This is a genomic window from Trujillonella humicola (assembly GCF_046233715.1).
Taxonomy (GTDB): Bacteria; Actinomycetota; Actinomycetes; order Mycobacteriales; family Geodermatophilaceae; genus Trujillonella; species Trujillonella humicola.
This window is the reverse complement of the sequence record NZ_JBJNRJ010000012.1, coordinates 86,239-106,987: the sequence shown is the minus strand read 5'-3', so window position 1 is coordinate 106,987 and position 20,749 is coordinate 86,239. Positions and strand designations below refer to the sequence as shown.

Sequence of the window (20,749 nt, the reverse complement as noted above, 5' to 3'; positions counted from 1 at the left end):
CGCTGGAAGGCACGAAGCCAGTCAGGCGAAGGGTCACGCCCACTGCCGCCGGCTGTCAGCCCATCACCGATGAGTCGACCCGGCCAGCCTCACAGTCAGGTGAGGGCGACCTCCGCCAGCAGGTCCAGCTGCCCGAGGTCGGCGACGGTCGGGTCGAGCACCAGCTCGTCCACCCCGATCTCGGCGAACCGGCCGATCACGTCGCGGATCGCCTCGGGCGAGCGGTGCGCACTGCCGGCGATGTACTCCGCGGTCTCGGCGCCCATCGCGGCGTAGTAGTCGAGCAGGTAGTCCCGCGAGCGCTCCTCGGTGTCGCCGAGGGCGAAGTAGTTGAGCGCGACGATGCGCGGGGCTCCCTCCCGGCCGGCCTCGGCCCAGGCCGCGCGGACGCGCTCGACGAACGGCGCGGTCGCCTCCGGCGGCAGCCCCCCGGCGGTCCAGCCGATCCCGTGCTCCACCGTGCGGCGGACCGCCGCGTCGGTGTTCCCGCCGATGAGCATCGGCACCGGACCGGCCCCGGTCTCCGGCACCGGCGGGCGGGTGCCCTCGACCAGCGCCTCACCGGCCCAGGCGCGACGCAGCTCGGCCAGCTGCTCGTCGAACAGCGCGCCGCGGCCGGCGAAGTCGCGGCCGGTGAGCGCGTAGTCGGAGTCCCGCCACCCCACCCCCAGGCCGAGGGTCAGCCGCCCGCCGGTCAGCTCCTGCACCGTGGCCGCCTGCTTGGCCAGCTCCGCGGTGCTGCGGGCCGGCGCGATCAGCACGTCGGACACGAACTGGATCCGCTCGGTCACCGCGCCGGCGGCGGCGAACACCGTCAGCTCCTCGTAGGTGGGGTAGGACACGGCGCCGATCGACGCCAGGCTGGAGAAGCCGGCCGCCTCGGCCCGCCGCGCCCAGTCCAGCAGCAACCCGCCCGTCGTCCCCCGGATGCTGTTGGGCATCCCGATCGCGATCTCCACCCGGACCTCCTCGTGTCAGGACGTGCTCGACCAACCGCTCCAGCGGTCGACGGTGACCACGAGCAGCGGCCCGGACGGCGGCTGCGCGCGGTACTGCGGGTAGCGGGCGGCCAGGGCGGCCAGCCCGGGGTGCGCCGGGTCGGGTGGGTCGACGACCTCCGCCGTCCCGTCGGCGCGCACCCACCACAGCCGCGCCCAGTCCTCGGCGTAGTGGTCGGCCAGGAGGGCGCAGCGCGGCTCGGCGCGCAGGTTCGCCAGCCGCTGCAGCCGCGGCGAGCGCTTGGGCTTGGCGTCGACGGCGCTGTAGACCCGGTCCCCCGCGACGGCGAAGGTCACCGGCACCAGGTGCGGCGCGCCGTCCGGGCGCACGGTGGCCAGGCGGGCCACGGGACACGCGGCGAAGCGCTCCCGGGCCTCCGCCGTCCGCACGCGCCGTTCCTACCGCACCCGGGCGACCGTGACGAGGAGGCCGACGCCTCCCGGAACGGACCGGTCCAGTGGTCCCCGGACCACCGGAGGCGCGGCCCGACGACGTGGGTTGCGACGCCCGCCGACCGCGCCCGCCTGCCCGCCTCCCCGTGGCATGCTGCGGCCACCGCCCGCCGAACAGCAGGAGCAGCCGTGCCGACCCCGTACGCCAGCGTCGGTGGGGACGACGCCGACCTGGCGCAGCACGTCCTCGCCGTGCGCCGCGGTCGCCTCGCCCTGGCGCCCACCGCGGAGGGCGTGACCTTCCACCTCGACGTCGACCCCAGCGGCGCGCTGCTCGGGGTGACCTCGGCCGAGGGCGCCGCCGACACCGCCGTCCCCGGCTTCTGGGCCGCGCCGGTCACCACCGTGGTGGTCGCCGACCTGCTGCCCGACCGCGACGACTTCTGGCGCTCCCGGCTCCTGGCCGAGGTCCCCGGGGCCGAGCCGGTGCCGGTGGTCACCGGGCTGGTCGACCTCGCCCACGCCGGGCCGGGCGCCTACCGCCGGGGCCGCACCGTGCGGCTGCGGCTGTCCCTGGCCGCCGAGCGGGTGACCGCCGGCGGCGCGGACCGGCCGGCGGGCCTGTCCTGCGCCGCGAACCAGCCGGTCGCCGAGGTCACCGGCGTCGTCCGCGCGGGAACCCGGCGGACGTCGGGCCGCACCGGCGGGACGTTCACCGTGCTCACCGTGGAGACGGCCGGCCTGGCCCTGGACGTGTGCGCGGCGCCGGAGGTGCTCGCCGATCCGCTCCCGGTGGGGACGACGGTGACGGCGGCCGGCCGGCTGACCGGCGTCTTCGCCGGGACGGTCGCCGAGCTGGCCCCCGAGCTCTCCGCCGATCCCGAGCCGCCGCTGGTGGTCACCGCCCGGCCGCCGGTCGTGCCGCAGACCCCGGCGCCGCTCGACGTCCCCGGGGCCGGCGACCGGCCGGCGCCGACGCCGGTGCTCGAGCTGGCCCGGCACCCCGGGGTGCTCGCCCCGCTGGTGCACACCGCGGGCGCCACCGACGCCGGGGTGCTGGCCTGCTGCGCCGACTGGGAGGGCCGCTGGCAGCTGCGCCGGTTCCCGCCGGGCGCGACCGCGCCCGACGCCGGCCTGGACCTGACCGGCGCCCCGCAGCAGTGCGCCGTCCACCGCGCGGGCGCCGCGGTCCTCGTCGGCCGCGAGCTGCTGGTCCTCGACGACGGGCTGCGGCTGCTGCACCGCGCCACGTTCCCGCCGGAGGGCGCGCTGCAGCTCGTCGCCTCCCCCGCCACGGTGCACGTCCTGGTCACCCGGGCGGCCGGCCCGGCCGACGCCCCCGACGACGCCGGACGGCGGGCCGCGGCGCAGGGCGCGACGGTGCACCGCTACACGCTGCACCGGCTGGAGCTGGCCCGGCTCGGCGACCCGACGGGCAACCCCTGGCAGAAGACCGACCTGCCGGTGAGCGGCATCTACCCGACCTCGGCGCCGACCGAGCTCCCCGGCTGGGTCGAGCCGACGCCGGCCGACACCCGCGGGGAGGGGTTCTGGTTCGCCGTCCCCGGGCGCGACGCCTGGGACCGGCCGGCCCAGCACCACCTGACCGTCAGCGCCGACGGCGCGCTGGCGCTGGAGACCGACGCCGGCGGGCCGCCGTGGGCCGCTGCCCGGCTGCGGCACGGCGACCTGCTGCTCACCGGCGACACCGCCGGCCCCGCCGTCGACGGCGCGCGGCCGCCCCGCTCCGGACGGGTGGCCACGCGGCTGCTGCCCGGGCCGGTCCCGGCCGCCGTCGCCACCGACGGCTCCGGCGCCGACCTGTACGAGCTGCGCGACGGGGCGTGGGAGCCGGTCGCCACGAGCCCGGGCGCGGCGCTGGGCAGCGCGGCGACCGACCCGCGCACCGGCGCCCGGTGGTACTCCCTGGCCGGCGGCGAGCACCCGGCTGTGGTCGCCGTCGCGACCGGAGCCGGCCCGCTGCGCCCGGTGCTGCAGACCCGCGAGCCGGCCACGCTCGTGGCCGCCGAGGAGGACGCCGTCGTGGTCACCGCGCCGCTGCCGGGCGCCCCGCTGCTGGACCTGCGCGACGGCCGGCTGACCGCTCCCGGTCAGGCGGCGCCGCCGGGGGCCCTGCGTCCGCTGCCCGCGCTCGTCCGCGTCGGGACGGCGTCGTGACCGGCCCGTCCTGGACCACCGGCCGGCTCCGCGCGCCGGTGCCCGAGGGGTGGTCGGTCACGGAGTCCTGGACGCTGCGGGCGCCCGACGGGCGGGCCGACGTCGTCGTCGTCCGGGAACCGCTGCCGGCCGAGGTCGGCACCGAGCAGTTCGCGCAGGGGCGCGGCGAGCGGCTGGCCGCCGAGTACCCGCAGTACCAGCAGCACGCGCTGACCGTCCTGCCTCTTCCCGGGGGCCCGGCGTACGCGCGGCTGTTCTCGTGGACGGCGTCCGACGGCACGCGGGTGGTGCAGGTGCAGGTCTGCGCGACCGCCCCCGGCACCGGTGTCACCGCGACCGCCACGGCGCCGGCGGCCTCGTTCGAGTCGGTCGCCGGAGTGCTCGACGGGGTGCTGCGCGGGGTGGAGCTCGACCCGCCCCCGGTTCCGGCGGCCCCGGTGCCAGGACCTCCCGCGGCAGCCGCCGAGCCGGTCGAGCCGGCACCGGCCGCCGAACTGGTCGCCCCCCAGCCGGAGCCCGAGCCCGAGCCCGAGCCCGAGCCCGAGCGGCCGGCCCAGGAGCCCGAGCCGGAGCCCGAGCGGCCGGCGCCCGCGGCCACGGGGTCGACGTCGACGACGGTCCTGGTCCAGCTCCCGCCCCGCCCGCCGTCGCCGCCCGCCCCGCCGTCCCCACCTCGACCGCAGCCGTAGCTCACTCTGCGGGCACTCAGCCGCGCTCGCGGCCGGCCGGGCGGGGCGCGCGGGCGGCGTCGTCGGGCGCCGGGCCCTCGGGGACGTCGTCCTCCCGGGCGACCGGCGTGCCCACGATCCCGTGCAGGTGGCAGGCCGCCGCGTGGCCGGGCGCGGTGCCCACCGGTTGCAGGGCGGGGTCGACGTCCGGGCACGGCTCGAACGCCATGGGACAGCGGGTCCGGAACCGGCAACCGCTGGGTACCGCGGCCGGGGAGGGGACGTCGCCGCGCAGCACGATCCGCTGCCGGGAGCGCTCGCGCGCCGGGTGCGGCACCGGGACCGCCGACAGCAGCGCCTGCGTGTAGGGCATCTGCGGATCGCCGCCGACCGCCTCGGCCGGCCCGATCTCGATCACCCGCCCGAGGTACATGACCGCGATCCGGTCCGCGACGTGCCGGACCGCCGACAGGTCGTGCGAGATGAACAGCAGGGTCAACCCGAGCCGGCGCTGGAGCCCGCGCAGCAGGTTGACCCCCTGGGCCTGGACGCTGACGTCGAGCGAGGCGATCGCCTCGTCGCAGACCAGGAAGTCCGGCTCGCCGGCGAGGGCGCGGGCGATCCCGACGCGCTGCCGCTGGCCACCGGAGAACTCGTGCGGGTACCGGTCGGCGACCGCCGGGTCGAGCCCGACCAGCTCCAGCAGCTCCGCCACGCGGGTGGCGCGGTCCCGGCGACCCGTGCGCAGGCCGTGGACCTCCAGCGGCTCGGACACCGTCTGCGCGACCGTGCGCCGCGGGTCGAGGGAGGCGAACGGGTCCTGGAACACCATGCCGGCCCGGCGGCGCAGCTCGCGCAGGTCGCGCCGGCCCAGCGCGGTGACGTCGGTGCCGTCGAAGGTCAGCGTGCCACCGGTCGGCTCGACCAGCCGCAGCAGGGCGTTGCCCAGCGTGGACTTCCCGCAGCCGGACTCGCCGACCAGGCCGAGCGTCTCGCCGCGCCGGATGTCGAGGTCCACGCCGTCGACCGCGCGGACCGCACCGGTCGCCCGCCGCAGCACCCCGGAGCCGCGGATCGGGAAGTGCACCTCGAGGCCGCGGGCGGCGACCAGGACGTCGTCGCTCATCGAGGCGCCTCCGCGCACCACGTCGCCGCCCGGTGCGGCAACTCCGTCCCGCCGAAGTGGCCATTTCGGCGAACCTGCACCAGGGGCGGCTGCTCGGTCTCGCACCGGGCGTCGCCGCGCACCGGGCAGCGCGGCCAGAACACGCACCCGGCCGGCAGGGCGGTCGGCGGCGGGGGCACGCCGGGGATGGTGGCCAGGTCGGGGCGGGTGCCGTCGGGCAGTGGCTCGGCGCGGTCGGGCAGGGCGCCCAGCAGGCCGCGGGTGTAGGGGTGCGCGGGGTGCTCGAGGACGTCGTCGACCGTGCCGTCCTCCACGCAGCGCCCGCCGTACATCACCAGCACCCGGTCGGCGATGCCGGCGACGACGCCCAGGTCGTGGGTGATCCAGATGACGCCGGTGCCGTGCTCCTGCTGCAACCGCTCGACCAGGTCGAGGATCTGCGCCTGCACGATGACGTCGAGGGCGGTCGTGGCCTCGTCGGCGATCAGCAGGGCCGGCGAGTTGCTCAGCGCGATCGCGATGACGACCCGCTGCCGCATGCCCCCGGAGAGCTCGTGCGGGTAGCGGTCCAGCGCCCCGCGCGGGTCGGGCAGCCCCACCTCGGCGAGCAGCTCGGCGGCGCGGCCCCGGGCGGCGTCCTTCGAGACGTCGGCGTGGGCGCGGATGCCCTCGACCAGCTGCCGGCCGACGGTGAGCACGGGGTTGAGCGAGGTCATCGGGTCCTGGAAGACCATGCCCGCCCCCGCGCCGCGGACCTGCCGCAGCCGGTCGGGGGACATGGTGAGCAGGTCCTCGCCCTGCAGCAGCGCCCGGCCGGTCACCGTCGCCGTCCGGGCCGGCAGCAGCCCGAGCAGGGCGAGCACCGACACGCTCTTGCCGCTGCCGGACTCCCCGACCACGGCGACGGTCTCCCCGCGCCCGACCGAGTAGCTGAGCCCGTTGACCACGTGCGCCGGGCCGCGCGGCGTGCGCAGCTCGACCCGCAGGTCGTCGACCCCGAGGACCGGTTCCGCCGCCGGCCGCGCCACCGCGCTCACCGGCCCGCCCCCGCCATCAGGGTGCGCTGCCGGGGGTCGAGGACGTCGCGCAGGCCGTCGCCGAGCAGGTTGAAGCAGAGCACCACGAGGAAGATGGCCATGCCGGGGAAGAAGGCGATCCACCAGGCCAGGTCGATGTACCCGCGGCCCTCCGCCAGCATCAGCCCCCACGAGGGGTTCGGCGGCTGGGTGCCCAGGCCGAGGAACGACAGCGCCGCCTCGGCCAGCACGGCGAAGGCCAGGCTGATCGAGGTCTGCACGATGATCGGCGGCGCGGCGTTGGGCAGCACGTGCCGGGTGAGGATGCGCCAGTCGGAGGCCCCGACCGAGCGGGACGCCCGCACGTAGACCTCCTCCCGCACGCCGAGCACGCTGGCCCGCGTGACCCGCGCGAAGATGGGGATGTAGACGATCCCGATGGCGATGGCGGCGTTGTTCGGCCCGGGTCCGCGGACGGCGAGGACGGCGATGGCCAGCAGCACCGCGGGGAAGGCGAACAGCACGTCCATGAGCCGCATGAGGACGTCGTCCAGCCACTTGCCGTAGTAGCCGGCGAGCAGGCCGATCAGGGTGCCGACGACGAGCGCGATGCCCACGGCGGTGGAGCCGACGCGCAGGGACACCGAGGCGCCCAGGATGACCCGGCTGAGGATGTCGCGGCCGAGGTCGTCGGTTCCGAACGGGTGCTCCCAGCTGGGCCCCTGCAGCCGGTCGGGGACGCTGATCTCGTTGGGCCCCTCCGGGGCGAGCTGCTCGTCGAACAGCGCCACCAGCGCGACCAGCACGAGCACGATCGCCGCGCCGGCGGCCGTGGGGTTGCGGGCCAGGAGGCCGAGCGTCTCCCGCCAGCGGGGGCGGGCGGGTCGCAGGGTCACCGCTGCGACGTCGGTGCCCTTGTCGTCGCCCTGGCCGGCCACCGGGCTGCCGGGCGGGGGCAGCGGCTGGCCTGTCACAGCAGGCCCCGGCTGCATGTCATCGCCGGATCCTCGGGTCGATGCGGCCGTAGAGCAGGTCGACCAGCAGGTTGATCACCAGGAAGACGAACGCGAACAGCAGCACCGCCCCCTGGAGCACGGGCAGGTCCCGGGCCTGCACCGACTGCAGCGCCAGCTGCCCCAGCCCCGGCCAGGCGAACACGATCTCGACCACCACCACCCCCGACAGCAGGTAGGCCAGCTGCACCCCGGTGACGGTCACCAGCGGCAGCAGCGCGTTGCGCAGCACGTGCCAGCCGAACACCTGCCGCCGGGGCAGGCCCTTGGCCTCCGCCGTCCGGACGTGGTCGGCGCCCAGGGCCTCGAGCACGCTGGAGCGGACGAACCGGGTGATGACCGAGCCGGAGACCACCCCGGTGACCACCGCCGGCATGATCAGCCGCCGCAGCCACTCGCCCGGGTCCTCCGTCAGGGGCACGTACCCGCCGGAGGGCAGCCAGCCCAGGGTGCCGGCGAAGACCAGGATGAGCACGATCGCCATCCAGAAGTCCGGCACCGAGATGCCGAACTGGCTGATCACCGTGGCCACCCGGTCGACGAGCGACCGCGGCCGCAGCGCCGACACCGTGCCGAGCGGGATCGCGATCAGCAGCGCCACCAGGATGGCCGTCCCGGCCAGGGCCAGGGTGGCCGGCAGCCGCTCCAGGATCAGGCCGGTGACGGGCTGCCCGCTGCGGAAACTGACCCCCAGGTCCCCGGTGAGCGCGTTGCCGGCCCAGCGGAAGTACTGCTGCACCAGCGGGAGGTCCAGCCCGGACCGCTCGCGCAGCGCGTCGTACGTCTCCTGGGAGAAGCGGGTCCCCAGGGCCCGCCGGATCGGGTCGCCGTCGACCAGGTGGATGATCGCGAAGACGAGGACGCTGACCCCGGCGAGGACGACGACGGACTGGCCGGTGCGCCGCAGCAGGTAGCCGGTCACGTCAGGGCAGCTCGACGTCCTCGAAGTTGATCGCCTTGTCCGCCCGGATCGTGTAGCCGCTGAGACCCGGCGCCCAGGCCTGCACGACGTTGGGGTTGTAGAGGTAGAGGTAGGAGACGTCGTCCACGATCAGCTGGACGGCCTGGTCGTAGAGGTCCTTGCGGGTGTCGGGGTCGGTCTCCGTGGCCGCCTGGGTGAGCAGCTCGTCGACCTGCGGGTTGCTGTAGCCCTGGAAGTTGCTGGAGCCGCCGGTGATGTGCTGGGCGTGGTAGTAGTCGAACGGGTCGAGGTTGCCCAGCCAGCCCAGCAGGAAGGCGTCGAAGTCGCCCTCCGCCTGCCGGTCCAGCCAGGCGGCGAAGTCCAGCGTCTCGACCTGCACGTCGATGCCCACCGGCTCGAGCTGGCTGGCGACGACCTGCGCGGCCGTGACCGTCTCGGGGAACTCGTCGGTGACCATCAGCCCCATGGTCAGCGGCAGCTGCACGCCGGCGTCCTCGAGCGCCTGCCGGGCGGCGTCGGGGTCGGTGTCGAACGGGGCGTAGTCGGAGGCGAAGAAGTTGTCCTCCGGGATCGCCGTCTGGTTGGGCTGGGCCGCGTCGAACCAGGCGGCCTCGGTCACCGCCGCCCGGTCGACGGCCGTGGCCACGGCCCGCCGCACCGCGGGGTCGTCGAACGGCGGCCGGGCGAAGTTCATCGAGATGTACCAGTAGTCGACGCTGGGGATGCTCTGCAGCTCGACGGCGTCGTCGCCCTCCAGCGCGGAGATCTGCTGCGGCGGCACGTTGTCGGTCCACTGCACCTCGCCGTTCTGCAGCGCGGTGAGCGCCGCGGCGGGCTCGGTGATGTAGCGGAACTCGACGCCGGAGATGCTCGGCGCGCCGTCCCAGTAGTCCTCGTAGGCCTCGAGGACGGTGCTGCTCGCGTCGGAGCTGACCAGCCGGAAGGGGCCGGTGCCGTTGGCCTCGGTCTGCAGGTCGAACTCCTCGGCGGCGTTCTCCGAGAGGATCGCCATGCCCTTGAAGCCGCCGATCAGCGCGGGCAGGTTGGGCGTGGGCTGGGTGAGCGTGATGACCACCGACTGCGGGCCGTCGGCCTCCACCGACTCCACCGTCTCGAAGCGGTAGGCGTTGGCCAGCTCCTCGTCGATGATGCGGTTGTAGCTGTAGACGACGTCGGCGGAGTCGAACTCGCTGCCGTCGTGGAAGGTGACGTCCTCGCGGAGCGTGAAGGTCCAGCTCAGCTGGTCCTCGCTGGTCTCCCACTCCGTCGCCAGGCTCGGCTCCATGGTGAGGTCCTCGGCGCCGGGGACGGCGAGGGTGTCGTACACGTTCTCCAGCACCTGGAAGCTCGGGTACGCGGTGGTGGCGTGCGGGTCGAGCTGGTCGGGTGGGCAGCGACCGCGGCGACCAGCGTGCCCTCGCCACCACCGCCCTCCCCGCCGGTGTCGACGCCGTCACCCCCTCCGCAGGCGGCCAGGGCGAGCGCCCCGACGGTGACCAGGGGCAGGAGTCGGTTGGTGCGCACGGGGACCTCCGAGCGGCTCGGCGATGTCGTCCGCCTCCGACCCTCCGCCTGGTCCCGGGGCCCCGCAGGGTGGGATCGGGATCGTCATGCGGTCGTTACCGCCGCCGGTCGCGACCGGCCGCCCCTGGGCCGTACTCGGCCGCGGCCGGCCGCGCTCCGCCGGCGTTCTCGGGACGGTGCGGCGAGATCCCGGCGGCACCGACCGGACCCCGCCGGCAGGGCGGGGGCTAGGAGGTCGCCCGGCGGCGCCCGGCGAGGGTGAGCACCCCGCCGAGCACCAGCGCCCCGACCCCGGCCGCCGCCGGGCCGGCGACCTCGGCGCCGGTGACGGCCAGCGCCGGGCCGGGGCCGGGGCCGGCGACCGCGGCGGGAGCGGTCCCGGCGACGGTCACCGCCGAGACGAGGTGGTGCGGGTCCCCGGCCGGGTCGACGCCGACGGCGACCAGCGTGTGCACGCCGGGCGCCAGCCCCGCGGGCAGCGCGACGGTGCCGGCGACGGCACCGGTCGCGTCGGCGACGAGCGTGCCCAGGACCGTCGGCGCCGAGTACACGACGAGGGTGACGGTGGAGTGCGGCAGGAACCCGGCGCCGCGGACCGCCAGCGCGCCGCCGGGCACGGCCGAGCCGGGGGCGTCGAGCGGCCCGGAGGCCGGCGGCACCGCGGCCGGGACGGCGGGCGCGGGCACCACGCCGGTCGTCACCGCGGCGGCGGGAACGGTCGCGTACTCGCCGGCCGGGCCCACCGAGGAGACGACGACGTCGTAGGACCGGCCGGGGGCGACGCCGATCCGGCAGCCGTGCACCGTGGCGGCGACCTCGCACAGGGCGCGGGTGCCGCCACCGGCCGGGGTCGCCTCGACGCGGTAGCCGGTGATGCCGGCGGCGTCGGCCGGCGGCGACCAGGCGACGCCGACCGAGGAGGTGCCCGCGGTCGCCGTCACGCCGGTGGGGGTCCCCAGGTCCAGCAGCAGGGAGGCGGCCAGGAAGTGGGCGCCGTCCACCGGGCTCGGGCCGGTCGCGCTCACCGCGCGGACCCCGACCGCGTAGGCGGCCCGGGGCAGCCCGGTCACGGTGGCGTGCAGGGCGGTGTCGCCGTCCTCCTGCCGGGTGGGCAGCGGCGCCCAGGTGCCGCCGCCGTCGGTGCTGGCCTCGTAGCCGGTGACCCGGTCCAGCCCGCTGCCCGGCTCGTGCGGGGAGGGGAGGAACCGCAGGGCCAGCGCATCCGGGCCGGCCGGGGTCACCGACTGCAGGTTCGGCGAGCGCGGCTCCTTGCAGGGCACGAACTCGTAGCTGATCCGCCCCTGGTCCTCGGCCGCGTAGGGCTGGGTGGCGTCGGGACCCGCGGTGCTCAGCAGCGGGTCGCCGGAGGCCATGACCTCCGACGGGGCCCCCGTGGGCGATCCGGTGAGACCGGGGGCGAGCTGCAGCTCCTCCCCCGGGCGGACGTCGACGGCGCCGAAGACGGCGCGCTGGGCGGCCGGGTCGTCGCCGGCGCCGGAGACCAGGTCCAGGGTGACGGCGCAGTGGCCCGCGGGGACCGTCACCGGCAGGGCGTCGAGGCCGGGGGCCGCGACGACGGTGCCGCCGATCCCGTCCGGTGCGGCGACGGCGGCCGGGGCCGCGGCGAGGGTGCCGGCCAGGGCACCGGCGAGCGCGACGGACGCGATGCTCGCCCGGCGACGGGCCGGGCTCCGGAGTGACTCGTGCACGTCTACTCCTCGGGATGGCCCGTGGCTCACCGGACATGACGGTTCGTGTCGTTCACCTCACCAGGGGTCGCGATGCACCCACCCGGGTGACGCTCCGGCCTGGCACGGGCGGGGCGTCTCGTTATCGGATCGTTATCTCATCGGGGCGCGGAGACGCCGACGGCCGCCGTCCCCGCAGGGGGGACGGCGGCCGCCGGGGTGGAGCAGGTGCTACTGGGCCGCGCGCTTGCGCCGGCCGGCCAGGACCAGGCCACCGCCGAGGGCCAGAGCCGCCAGGCCACCCAGCGCCGGGACCGCGACATCGGCACCGGTGTAGGCCAGCCCACCCGAACCCGCAGCCGCACCCGCGGCGGTCACGGTGATCGGCATCGTCAGGTACCGCGGGTTACCCGCAGCGTCCACACCGGCCGCCACCAGCGTGTGCGACCCGGCCGCCAGCCCGGCGGGGATCTCCACGGTCACCGTGAACGCGCCGTTGGCATCCGCCACCACCGTGCCCAGCACCTGCGGGGAGGAGTAGACCAGCAGCGTCACCGTCGAGTTCGCCAGGTAACCCGAACCGGTCAGCGTGATCTTCGAGCCGGGCGTGACCGAGCTGCTCTGCCCGGCCGGGCCACCCAGGTCACCGGACTTCGCCGGCACCGAGGACGGGAACGACGCCGCGCTGTCCGCCGCCGGCACCACCCCGACGTGCACCGTCGCCGGCATCCCCGCATCGCTGTTGGCGTCCAGGGCGTACACCGTCACGGTGTAGTCCGCACCCGGCTGCGCCGCGATCACGCAGGAACGCAGCGTCGCATCACCGACGCACGCCTGGTCGCCCATCTCACCGGTGCCGTAGCCCACGTCGTACCCGGTGACGGTGTCACCGCCCGCCGGCGGCTGCCAGCGGACCAGCAGCGAGGACGGCGTCGTCGCCACCGTGACACCCGTCGGGGCGCCGATCTTCTTGACCGGCCGGCCCTCGACCGACTGGCTGGGCTCGCTCGCGGCACCGTTGGTGCCGATGGCCCGCACCTGGACGGTGTAGGTCGCGCCGTTGGACAGCGCGCCGCCGGTGCTCTTGGTCGTGAACGTCCCGAGGATCCGGTTGCCGCTCACCGTCGTGGTGAGGGGCAGCCAGTGCGACCCGCCGTCCGTCGTGTACTCGTAGCCGGCGATCGCGACGTCGCCGTCGTCGAACTGGTGGAAGTCGACGGTCAGGGAGCCGTCGCCGCCCTCGGCGTAGTTCAGGTAGGGAGCGTCGGGCCGGCAGAGGACGCCGACGGCGGAGATGGAACCGTCGCCGCCGTCGCCGACGCCGTCGACCTGCGGCGCGCTCGTGATCGCGAAGACCTCGTTGTAGCCGCCGCCCGGCCAGCCGGCGTAGTCCTCGGCTCCGCCGCCGTACCCGCCGGAGGCGGAGAGGAAGAAGCCGTCGGGGCCGATGACGATCGAGGCGGCGCCGCCACCGCCGCCGGCCAGGCCGCCGCTGTCCTCGTCGTAGCCGTCGTAGCCGCTGTACTCGTCGGTGAACGGGCTGACGCCGCCGAGACCGCCGACGGTGCCCGCGGACGAGCCGCCCGAGCCGCCGGGGGCCAGCGTGAACGTGGTGGCGACCGCGGGGTCGTCGACGTAGGTGACGATGTCGAGGGTCAGACCGGCCTCGCCGTCCGCACCCTGATCGCTCCCGGCGCCGCCCTGCGCGCCTTCCAGGTGCCACTCGACGGCGCAGTAGCCCGCCGGCAGCGTCCAGGTGTCGGTGTCGCCGTCGAAGTCGTAGGCGACGCCGAACGGGTTCGTGGTCTCGACCGCGCCGGAGGGCGCGGCCGAGGCGACGCCGCCGAGGGCGAAGACGGTGCTGGAGGTGAGGACGGCGCCGGCGGCCGCGAGGCCGAGCGCGCGTCGGGACGGTGGTGCGAGGTGCACGGGAGCTCCCCCGGGTGGGCCCGGTTCGCGCCGGGCTCGCTGGCCCGGGAATCCGGGCGCCGGTGAGACGGGACCACGACGCGGAGGGGTGGCACGCCACGCCACACGGGACGGAACGGGTGGGACACGCCGTGACCGCATCGTGACCTGCCGACGGGAAACCGCAGGTCAGCGCAGCCGAAACGGAGCCGGAAATCGACGAACCGGACACCCTCCGGTTGTGCGGAACAGTTCAGACCGGATCCGATCCGGTACCGAAAGCGGGGCGGTGGAGACCTCTCTCCCCGGGAACGGCAGCGGCCGCCGTCCCCGCAGGGGACGGCGGCCGCCGGGGTGGAGGGGTGCTACTGGGCCGCGCGCTTGCGCCGGCCGGCCAGGACCAGGCCACCGCCGAGGGCAAGAGCCGCCAGGCCACCCAGCGCCGGGACCGCGACATCGGCACCGGTGTAGGCCAGCCCACCCGAACCCGCAGCCGCACCCGCGGCGGTCACGGTGATCGGCATCGTCAGGTACCGCGGGTTACCCGCAGCATCCACACCGGCCGCCACCAGCGTGTGCGACCCGGCCGCCAGACCGGCGGGGATCTCCACGGTCACCGAGAACGCGCCGTTCGCATCGGCCACCACCGTGCCCAGCACCTGCGGGGAGGAGTACACCAGCAGCGTCACCGTCGAGTTCGCCAGGTAACCCGAACCGGTCAGCGTGATCTTCGAGCCGGGCGTGACCGAGCCGCTCTGCCCGGCCGGGCCACCCAGGTCACCGGACTTCGCCGGCACCGAGGACGGGAACGACGCCGCGCTGTCCGCCGCCGGGACCACCCCGACGTGCACCGTCGCCGGCATCCCCGCATCGCCGTTGGCGTCCAGGGCGTACACCGTCACGGAGTAGTCCGCACCCGGCTGCGCCGCGATCACGCAGGACCGCAGCGTCGCATCCCCCACGCACGCCCGGCCACCGCTCATCCCGGTGCCGAAACCCACGTCGTACCCGGTCACGGTGTCGGTGCCCGCCGGCGGCTGCCAGCGGACCAGCAGCGAGGACGGCGTCGTCGCCACCGTCACCCCCGTCGGCGCCGCGATCGAGCCGTGGGGACGCCCCTGCAGGGCCTGGCTCGGCTCGCTGCGCCCGCCGTTGGCCCCGACCGCGCGGACCTGCACGGTGTAGGTGACGCCGCTGGAGAGGCCGGTGATCGTGCCCTCGATGCGGCTCCCCGAGGCGGTGGTGGCCAGCGTCCGCCAGGTCGCGCCGCCGTCCACCGTGTACTCGTACCCGGCGACGTCCACCTCGCCCTCGGCGGTCTGCACGAGGTCGAGGACCAGCACCCGCTCGCCGGCCGTGACGTGGTCCAGCGTGGGGATGCCGGGCGCGCACAGGATCCCCGTGGCGGAGATCGACCCGGCGCCGCCGTCGGTGTCGACGCCCTCGACGGCCGGCTCCCGGGTGTTCGCGAAGACCTCGTTGGTCCAGCTGAAGCCGCCGTGGCCGAACCAGTCCGGATCGCCACCGCCGTCGCCGCCCCGGGCGGTCAGCCAGAAGCCCGAGGGCCCCGAGACCACCGACGCGGCTCCGCCGCCGCCGCCGGCGGGGGTGTCCATCCACTCGTCGTACCCGGGACTGCCGCTGTAGGCCGTGTGGTGGGGGTTGACCCCGCCCTCCCCGCCCAGGCCGCCGGTCGCCGCTCCGCCCGCCTCGCCGGGGGCGAGGAGGAACGCGATCGGTTGCGTCGGGTCGTCGACCAGGGTGACCACGTCGACCGTCGAGCCGGGCGCGCCGGGCCGGCCGCTGCCCCCGCCGGCACCGCCCTGGGCGCCCTCGAGGTGCCAGGCGACGGCGCAGTACCCGGCCGGCAGCGTCACCGCCCGCGTCTCGCCGTCGTAGGCGTGGGTGACGCTCCACGGGTCGGCGGTCCCGACGGCGCCTGGCTCGGCCGCGGCGACACCACCGAGGGCGACCAGGGTCGTGGACGTGGCGACGGCGGTGACGGCCGCGAGGCCGAGCGCGCGCCGGGACGGTGGTGCGAGGTGCACGGGGACTCCCGGGGTGGACCCGGGAGGCGCCGGGCTCGCCGGCCCGACGTCCCGGGCCGGGAGGACGGGACCACGCGGCCTGCTCGTGGCACGTTCCGCCACACGCGCCGTGGCCGGTGGGACGCGGCGTGACCGGCCCGTGATCCGCCGGCGCCCGGGTGCCGGCCGCTACAGCCGAGAACCGCCCGGAAGTCGACGAAGCCCTCGACCGCTCTTCGTGACCATCCGTGCAGGTCCGGTGGCGGTTCCGGTGTCCGGAGCCGATCGGTCAGCGCAGCTGGGCCCCGGAGATCGTGCGCGCGATCACCAGCCGCTGGATCTCCGAGGTCCCCTCGAAGATGGTGTAGATCTTCGCGTCGCGGGCCATCCGCTCGACCGGGTACTCGCGGGTGTAGCCGTTACCGCCGAGGATCTGCATCGCCTTCTCGGTGACCCGGACAGCGGTCTCGCCGGCGACGAGCTTGGACATCGAGCCCTCGGCGGCGGTGAATCGCTTGCCCGCCCGCGCCATCCACGCGGCCCGCCAGACCAGCAGCCGGGCGGCGTCGATCGACGTCTTCATGTCGGCGAGCATGAAGGCGATCGCCTGGTTCTCCACGATCGGCTTGCCGAACTGCTCGCGCTGACGGGCGTAGTCCAAGGCGTAGTCGTAGGCGGCGCGGGCCACGCCGACCGCCTGGGCGCCGACGGCGGGGCGGGTGCGCTCGAATGTCGCCATCGACGGCTGGGTTCGGCCGGTGCGGGCGCCCTCGCGGGCGCGGGCCAGCCGCTCCTCCAGCCGCTCCCGGCCCCCGAGCAGGCAGTCGCCGGGGATGCGGCAGTCGGTGAGCACGACCTCGGCGGTGTGCGAGGCCCGGATGCCGTGCTTGAGGAACTTCTGGCCCTGGCTGATGCCCGGGGTGCCCGGGGGCACGACGAAGCTCGCGTGCCCGCGGGCCCGCAGCTCCGGGTCGACGACCGCGTTGACCACGTGGATGTCGGCGATGCCGCCGTTGGTCGCCCAGGTCTTGGTGCCGTTCAGCACCCACTCGCCGGTCCTCTCGTCGAAGACCGCACGGGTGCGCATCGCGCCGACATCGGACCCGGCGTCGGGCTCGCTCGAGCAGAAGGCCGCCACCTTGGGCTCGGACTCCGTGCCGAACATCGCGGGGATCCACTGCCCCACCTGCTCGTCGGTGCCGTTGGCCCGCACCGACGCCGCCGCCAGGGTCGTACCCACGATCGCCAGGCCGATCCCGGCGTCGCCCCAGAAGAGCTCCTCCATGGTGATCGGGATGCCGAGCCCGGACTCGTCGAACCACTGGGTGGCGAAGAAGTCCAGCGAGTAGAGGCCGATCTTCGCGGCCTCCTGCAGCACCGGCCACGGGAAGGCCTCGCGCTCGTCGTACTCGGCGGCCGCGGGGCGGACGACGTCCGCGGCGAAGTCGTGCACCCACCTCTGCAGCTCGGTCTGATCCTCGGTGAGGTCGAACGACACGGGCATCGAGACAGCCCCCTTCTCGTGTTGATCATCGGCAGACGGCTGCGCGCACCGGCGTGGCGTTCGACCACCCGCCGATGATCAACCGCAGACGGCCCGGGCGCTCAGCGCGGACGGACGGTGCCGCTGACGTGCTCGGTGCCGGCCTCCGCGTTGCGCACCGCGAGGTCCCAGCCGCCGTCGCGGGGCGCCGTCGCCAGCGTGACCGTCGAGGGCAGGTACAGCGGCTTGCGGAAGCCGACGTCCACCGCGACCGCGTCGGGCAGCCGGCCCGACAGCGCGGCCAGGGCGCGGGCCTTCACCCACATGCCGTGGGCGATCGCCCGCTTGAACCCGAACGCCTTGGCGGTGAGCCCGGACAGGTGGATCGGGTTCACGTCCCCGGAGACGGCGGCGTAGCGGCGGCCGGCGTCGTCGGGCACCCGCCAGGTGATGGCACCGGGCGGGAGGTCGGCGACGTCCACCTCGACGTCGGCGGCCGGGGCGCCGTCGGGCGCCTGCGCCCCGCGCGCCAGGTACGTCGACCGGCCGCGCCACACCTCGGCACCCCCGGTCGAGACCGAGGCGCAGAGGTCCACGGTGGCGCCGCGCGGATGCCGGGCGAAGCGCTCGGCCCACACCTCGAGGTCGAGGGCCTCGTCGGGCCCGACCGGCCGCAGCTGCTCGATCCGGTTGCGCACGTGCACCAGGCCGGGCAGCGCCAGCGGGAAGGCGCGGTCGGCCATCAGGGCGACCTGCAGCGGGAAGGCCAGCACGTGCGGGTACGTCACCGGCAGCGCGCCCGTGAGCGGGAACCGGCAGACCCGCGCGTAGGCGGCCACCTCGCCCGGGTCGACGGCGACGCCGCGGCGGGCCAGCCGGGTGTCCGGCAGGTCGCCGCCGCGGCCGCGGGCGGTGACCGCCGCCCTGGCGAACAGCGCCGCCATGTTCGGCGGCGCGTCGAGCACCGTGGTCTCGCCCATCACGCCCCCAGCATCGACTGGCCGCAGACCCGCACGACCTGACCGTTGACGCCCGCGCTGCCCGGCTGGGCCAGCCAGGCGATCGTCTCGGCGACGTCCACCGGCAGGCCGCCCTGCTGCAGCGAGTTGATCCGCGAGCCGACCTCCCGGGTGCCGAACGGCATCGTGGCGGTCATCTCGGTGACGATGAAGCCCGGCGCGACGGCGTTGATCGTGGCGCCCCGCTCGGCGAACGCCGGCGCCCACGCGCGGACCATGCCGATGATCCCGGCCTTGCTGGCCGCGTAGTTGGTCTGGCCGCGGTTGCCGGCGATGCCCGACTGCGAGCTGACGCAGACCACGCGGGCGTTCGCGCGCAGCAGCCCGTCGGCGGCCAGCAGCGCCTCGGTGATGTCGAGCTGGGCCTGCAGGTTCACCGCCATGACGGAGTTCCAGCGGGCGGCGTCCATGTTGACCAGCAGCTTGTCGCGGGTGATCCCGGCGTTGTGGACGACGACGTCGACCCCGCCGTGCCGCTCGCGCAGGTGGTCCACCAGCCGGGCCGGGGCGTCGGCGGCGGTGATGTCGAGCTGGAACGCCGTCCCGCCGATCTCGTTGGCGACGTCGGCCAGCGACTGCCCGGCCGCCGGGACGTCGACGGCGACCACGTGCGCACCGTCCCGGGCCACCACCCGGGCGATCGCCGCGCCGATGCCGCGCGCGGCGCCGGTGACGACGGCGACCTTCCCGGCCAGCGGGCGCTCGGCGTCCTCCCCGGGGGGGACGCCGGCCGCGGCGAGGGTGAGCACCTGCCCGTCGACGTAGGCCGAGCGGCCGGACAGGAAGAACCGGACCGGGGAGGCGACCGACGCCTCGGCGCCCTCGGGCACGAACACGAGGTTCGCGGTGGACCCGTTCAGCAGCTCCTTGCCGATCGAGCGGACCAGCCCGTCGAGGGCCTGCCGGGCCGCGGCGGTGGCCGGGGAGTCGGTGGCGGCGGGCGGGTCGGCCAGGACCAGCACCCGGCCCGAGGGGCGCAGCCGCTTGACCGCCGGGGCGAGGAACTCGTGCGCCGCCGCCAGCCGGCCGGGGCCGGTCACGCCGGTCGCGTCGAGCAGGACGGCGGCCGGCTTCTCGCCGTCGGGGTCCACCGCCGGCAGCACGGTCACGCCGGCGTCGGCCAGCACCCGGGTCAGGGGGTCGCGCAGCCGGCCCTCTCCGGCCGTGCCGATCACGGCCGGGCCGGGCAGCAGGGGCTCGCCGGGCTCATACCGGCGCAGCACCGCGGGGCGGGGCAGGCCGAGCTGCCTGGTGATGGTCGTGCCGAGGCCGGAGTTGGCGAAGTCGCGGTACCAGTCGCTCACGATGCGGGGGCTCCTCTCGGGAGATCCGGGCAGAAGTGCACTTCTGCACCGTGCGGAAGTGCACTTCTGCACCGTGCAGAAGTGCGGGGTTGCACGTGGAACGTCGGCGGGCCGGCGGAACCGTCGGGGTCCCCCACCCGAAGCGCGTCGATCAGGACTCGAGGATCGCGACGACGCCCTGGCCGCCGGCGGCGCAGACGGAGATCAGCCCGCGCTTGCCCGGCCCCGCCTCGTGCAGCGTCTTGGCGAGCATCGCGACGATCCGCCCACCGGTCGCGGCGAACGGGTGTCCGGCGGCCAGCGACGAGCCGTTGACGTTGAGCTTCGACCGGTCGATCGGGCCCAGCGGCGCGTCGAGGCCCAGCCGCTCCTTGCAGAACGACGGGTCCTCCCAGGCCTTCATCGTCGACAGCACGGTGGACGCGAAGGCCTCGTGGATCTCGTAGAAGTCGAAGTCCTGCAAGGTCAGCCCCTGGCGGGCGAGCATCACCGGCACCGCGTAGGCCGGCGCCATGAGCAGGCCCTCCCCGCCGTGCACGTAGTCGACCGCCGCCGTCTGGGCGTCGACCAGGTGGGCCAGCACGGGCAGGCCGCGCACGGCCGCCCACTCGTCGGAGGCCAGCAGGACGGCGGAGGCGCCGTCGGTCAGCGGCGTGGAGTTGCCCGCCGTCATCGTCGCGCCCGGACCCTCGCCGAACACCGGCTTCAGCGTCGCGAGCTTCTCCATCGAGGAGTCGGGCCGCAGGTTCTGGTCGCGGGACAGGCCGAGGAAGGGCGTGACCAGGTCGTCGAAGAAGCCGCGGTCGTAGGCGGCGGCCAGGTTGCGGTGCGAGCGGACGGTCAGCTCGTCCTGCTCCTCCCGGCCGATGTCCCACTCCTTCGCGGTGATGGCCGCGTGGTCGCCCATCGACAGACCGGTGCGCGGCTCGGCGTTGCGCGGGATCTCCGGCGCCAGCTGGCCGGGGCGGATGCCCGAGATGGCCTTGAGCCGCTGCTGCCAGGTCCTGGCCGAGTTCAGCCTGATGAGCGCGCGCCGCAGGTCCTCGTTGACCGCCAGCGGCGCGTCCGAGGTGGTGTCGGTGCCCCCGGCTATGCCGGAGTCGATCTGCCCGAGCGCGATCTTGTTGGCGACGAGGATCGCCGCCTCCAGGCCGGTGCCGCACGCCTGCTGCACGTCGTAGGCCGGCGTCGAGGCGGACAGCCGCGACCCCAGCACCGCCTCGCGGGTCAGGTTGAAGTCGCGCGCGTGCTTGAGGACGGCGCCGGCGACGACCTCGCCCACCTGCTCCCCCTGCAGCCCGAAGCGGGCGACCAGCCCGTCGAGCGTCGCGGTGAGCATGTCCTGGTTGGAGGCCTGCGCGTAGGCGGAGTTGGACCGCGCGAACGGGATCCGGTTGCCGCCGACGATCGCGGCCCTGCGGGTGCTGGCCATGGGGAACTCCACGGGTCGGGAGCATCTCGCGGGCGAGGTGCTCACTGGTC

At 75.7% G+C, this 20,749-nt stretch carries 16 protein-coding genes; 2 read left to right on the top strand and 14 right to left on the bottom strand.

What is annotated here, in order from left to right:
* Window positions 1-95 precede the first annotated feature (95 nt).
* Both ACK586_RS09105 and ACK586_RS09100 read right to left on the bottom strand, forming a co-directional pair.
* Window positions 96-959, bottom strand: coding sequence for an LLM class flavin-dependent oxidoreductase (locus ACK586_RS09105; protein ID WP_409330151.1), 864 nt, complete (start codon window positions 957-959; stop codon window positions 96-98).
* A gap of 15 nt (window positions 960-974) precedes the next feature.
* Window positions 975-1,388, bottom strand: coding sequence for a TIGR03668 family PPOX class F420-dependent oxidoreductase (locus ACK586_RS09100; protein ID WP_409330150.1), 414 nt, complete (start codon window positions 1,386-1,388; stop codon window positions 975-977).
* A gap of 192 nt (window positions 1,389-1,580) precedes the next feature.
* Here ACK586_RS09100 and ACK586_RS09095 point away from each other — a divergent pair, with 192 nt between their 5' ends.
* Window positions 1,581-3,569, top strand: coding sequence for a hypothetical protein (locus ACK586_RS09095; RefSeq protein ID WP_409330149.1), 1,989 nt, complete (start codon window positions 1,581-1,583; stop codon window positions 3,567-3,569).
* Window positions 3,566-4,258, top strand: coding sequence for a DcrB-related protein (locus tag ACK586_RS09090; protein WP_409330148.1), 693 nt, complete (start codon window positions 3,566-3,568; stop codon window positions 4,256-4,258). Before ACK586_RS09095 ends, ACK586_RS09090 begins: the two co-directional genes overlap by 4 nt.
* A 16-nt stretch (window positions 4,259-4,274) precedes the next feature.
* Here ACK586_RS09090 and ACK586_RS09085 read toward each other — a convergent pair whose 3' ends face one another.
* The 12 genes from ACK586_RS09085 to ACK586_RS09030 all read right to left on the bottom strand — a co-directional run bounded on the left by ACK586_RS09085 (window position 4,275) and on the right by ACK586_RS09030 (window position 20,699).
* Entirely contained in the window at window positions 4,275-5,363 is a 1,089-nt protein-coding gene (locus tag ACK586_RS09085; RefSeq protein WP_409330147.1) for an ABC transporter ATP-binding protein, read from the bottom strand.
* Window positions 5,360-6,400, bottom strand: a complete 1,041-nt coding sequence (locus tag ACK586_RS09080) for an ABC transporter ATP-binding protein (protein WP_409330146.1) — start codon at window positions 6,398-6,400, stop codon at window positions 5,360-5,362. Before ACK586_RS09080 ends, ACK586_RS09085 begins: the two co-directional genes overlap by 4 nt.
* Complete coding sequence (locus ACK586_RS09075) at window positions 6,397-7,353, bottom strand: ABC transporter permease (RefSeq protein ID WP_409330145.1); 957 nt, start codon at window positions 7,351-7,353, stop codon at window positions 6,397-6,399. Before ACK586_RS09075 ends, ACK586_RS09080 begins: the two co-directional genes overlap by 4 nt.
* A gap of 19 nt (window positions 7,354-7,372) precedes the next feature.
* Window positions 7,373-8,314 (bottom strand): ABC transporter permease, encoded by a 942-nt coding sequence (locus ACK586_RS09070; protein ID WP_409330144.1) that lies wholly within the window; start codon window positions 8,312-8,314, stop codon window positions 7,373-7,375.
* 1 nt (window position 8,315) lies between these two features.
* On the bottom strand, window positions 8,316-9,653 hold the full coding sequence (locus ACK586_RS09065) for an ABC transporter substrate-binding protein (RefSeq protein WP_409330143.1): 1,338 nt from the start codon (window positions 9,651-9,653) through the stop codon (window positions 8,316-8,318).
* 412 nt (window positions 9,654-10,065) lie between these two features.
* Window positions 10,066-11,547: a fibronectin type III domain-containing protein gene (locus ACK586_RS09060; protein WP_409330142.1), complete on the bottom strand. Its 1,482-nt coding sequence runs from the start codon at window positions 11,545-11,547 to the stop codon at window positions 10,066-10,068.
* Between the two features lie 210 nt (window positions 11,548-11,757).
* Complete coding sequence (locus ACK586_RS09055) at window positions 11,758-13,455, bottom strand: fibronectin type III domain-containing protein (protein WP_409330141.1); 1,698 nt, start codon at window positions 13,453-13,455, stop codon at window positions 11,758-11,760.
* A 344-nt stretch (window positions 13,456-13,799) separates the two neighbouring features.
* Window positions 13,800-15,482 (bottom strand): fibronectin type III domain-containing protein, encoded by a 1,683-nt coding sequence (locus ACK586_RS09050; RefSeq protein WP_409330140.1) that lies wholly within the window; start codon window positions 15,480-15,482, stop codon window positions 13,800-13,802.
* Between the two features lie 268 nt (window positions 15,483-15,750).
* Window positions 15,751-16,965, bottom strand: coding sequence for an acyl-CoA dehydrogenase family protein (locus ACK586_RS09045; RefSeq protein WP_409330139.1), 1,215 nt, complete (start codon window positions 16,963-16,965; stop codon window positions 15,751-15,753).
* A gap of 101 nt (window positions 16,966-17,066) precedes the next feature.
* The gene (locus ACK586_RS09040) at window positions 17,067-17,924 is read right to left on the bottom strand and encodes a MaoC family dehydratase (protein WP_409330152.1); all 858 of its coding nucleotides are present in this window, start codon (window positions 17,922-17,924) and stop codon (window positions 17,067-17,069) included.
* On the bottom strand, window positions 17,924-19,267 hold the full coding sequence (locus tag ACK586_RS09035; protein ID WP_409330138.1) for a 3-oxoacyl-ACP reductase: 1,344 nt from the start codon (window positions 19,265-19,267) through the stop codon (window positions 17,924-17,926). The genes ACK586_RS09040 and ACK586_RS09035 overlap by 1 nt, the downstream gene beginning before the upstream one ends.
* Before the next feature lie 151 nt (window positions 19,268-19,418).
* A complete protein-coding gene (locus tag ACK586_RS09030) occupies window positions 19,419-20,699 on the bottom strand; it encodes an acetyl-CoA C-acetyltransferase (RefSeq protein ID WP_409330137.1) in 1,281 nt (426 codons plus the stop codon).
* Window positions 20,700-20,749 lie beyond the last annotated feature (50 nt).

What these genes read in the sequence shown, in the direction of transcription:
- ACK586_RS09085 (WP_409330147.1), bottom strand. Translation starts at nt 5,363, where the DNA reads ATGAGCGACGACGTCCTGGTCGCCGCCCGCGGCCTCGAGGTGCACTTC.
- ACK586_RS09045 (WP_409330139.1), bottom strand. Translation starts at nt 16,965, where the DNA reads ATGCCCGTGTCGTTCGACCTCACCGAGGATCAGACCGAGCTGCAGAGG.
- ACK586_RS09040 (WP_409330152.1), bottom strand. Translation starts at nt 17,924, where the DNA reads ATGGGCGAGACCACGGTGCTCGACGCGCCGCCGAACATGGCGGCGCTG.
- ACK586_RS09030 (WP_409330137.1), bottom strand. Translation starts at nt 20,699, where the DNA reads ATGGCCAGCACCCGCAGGGCCGCGATCGTCGGCGGCAACCGGATCCCG.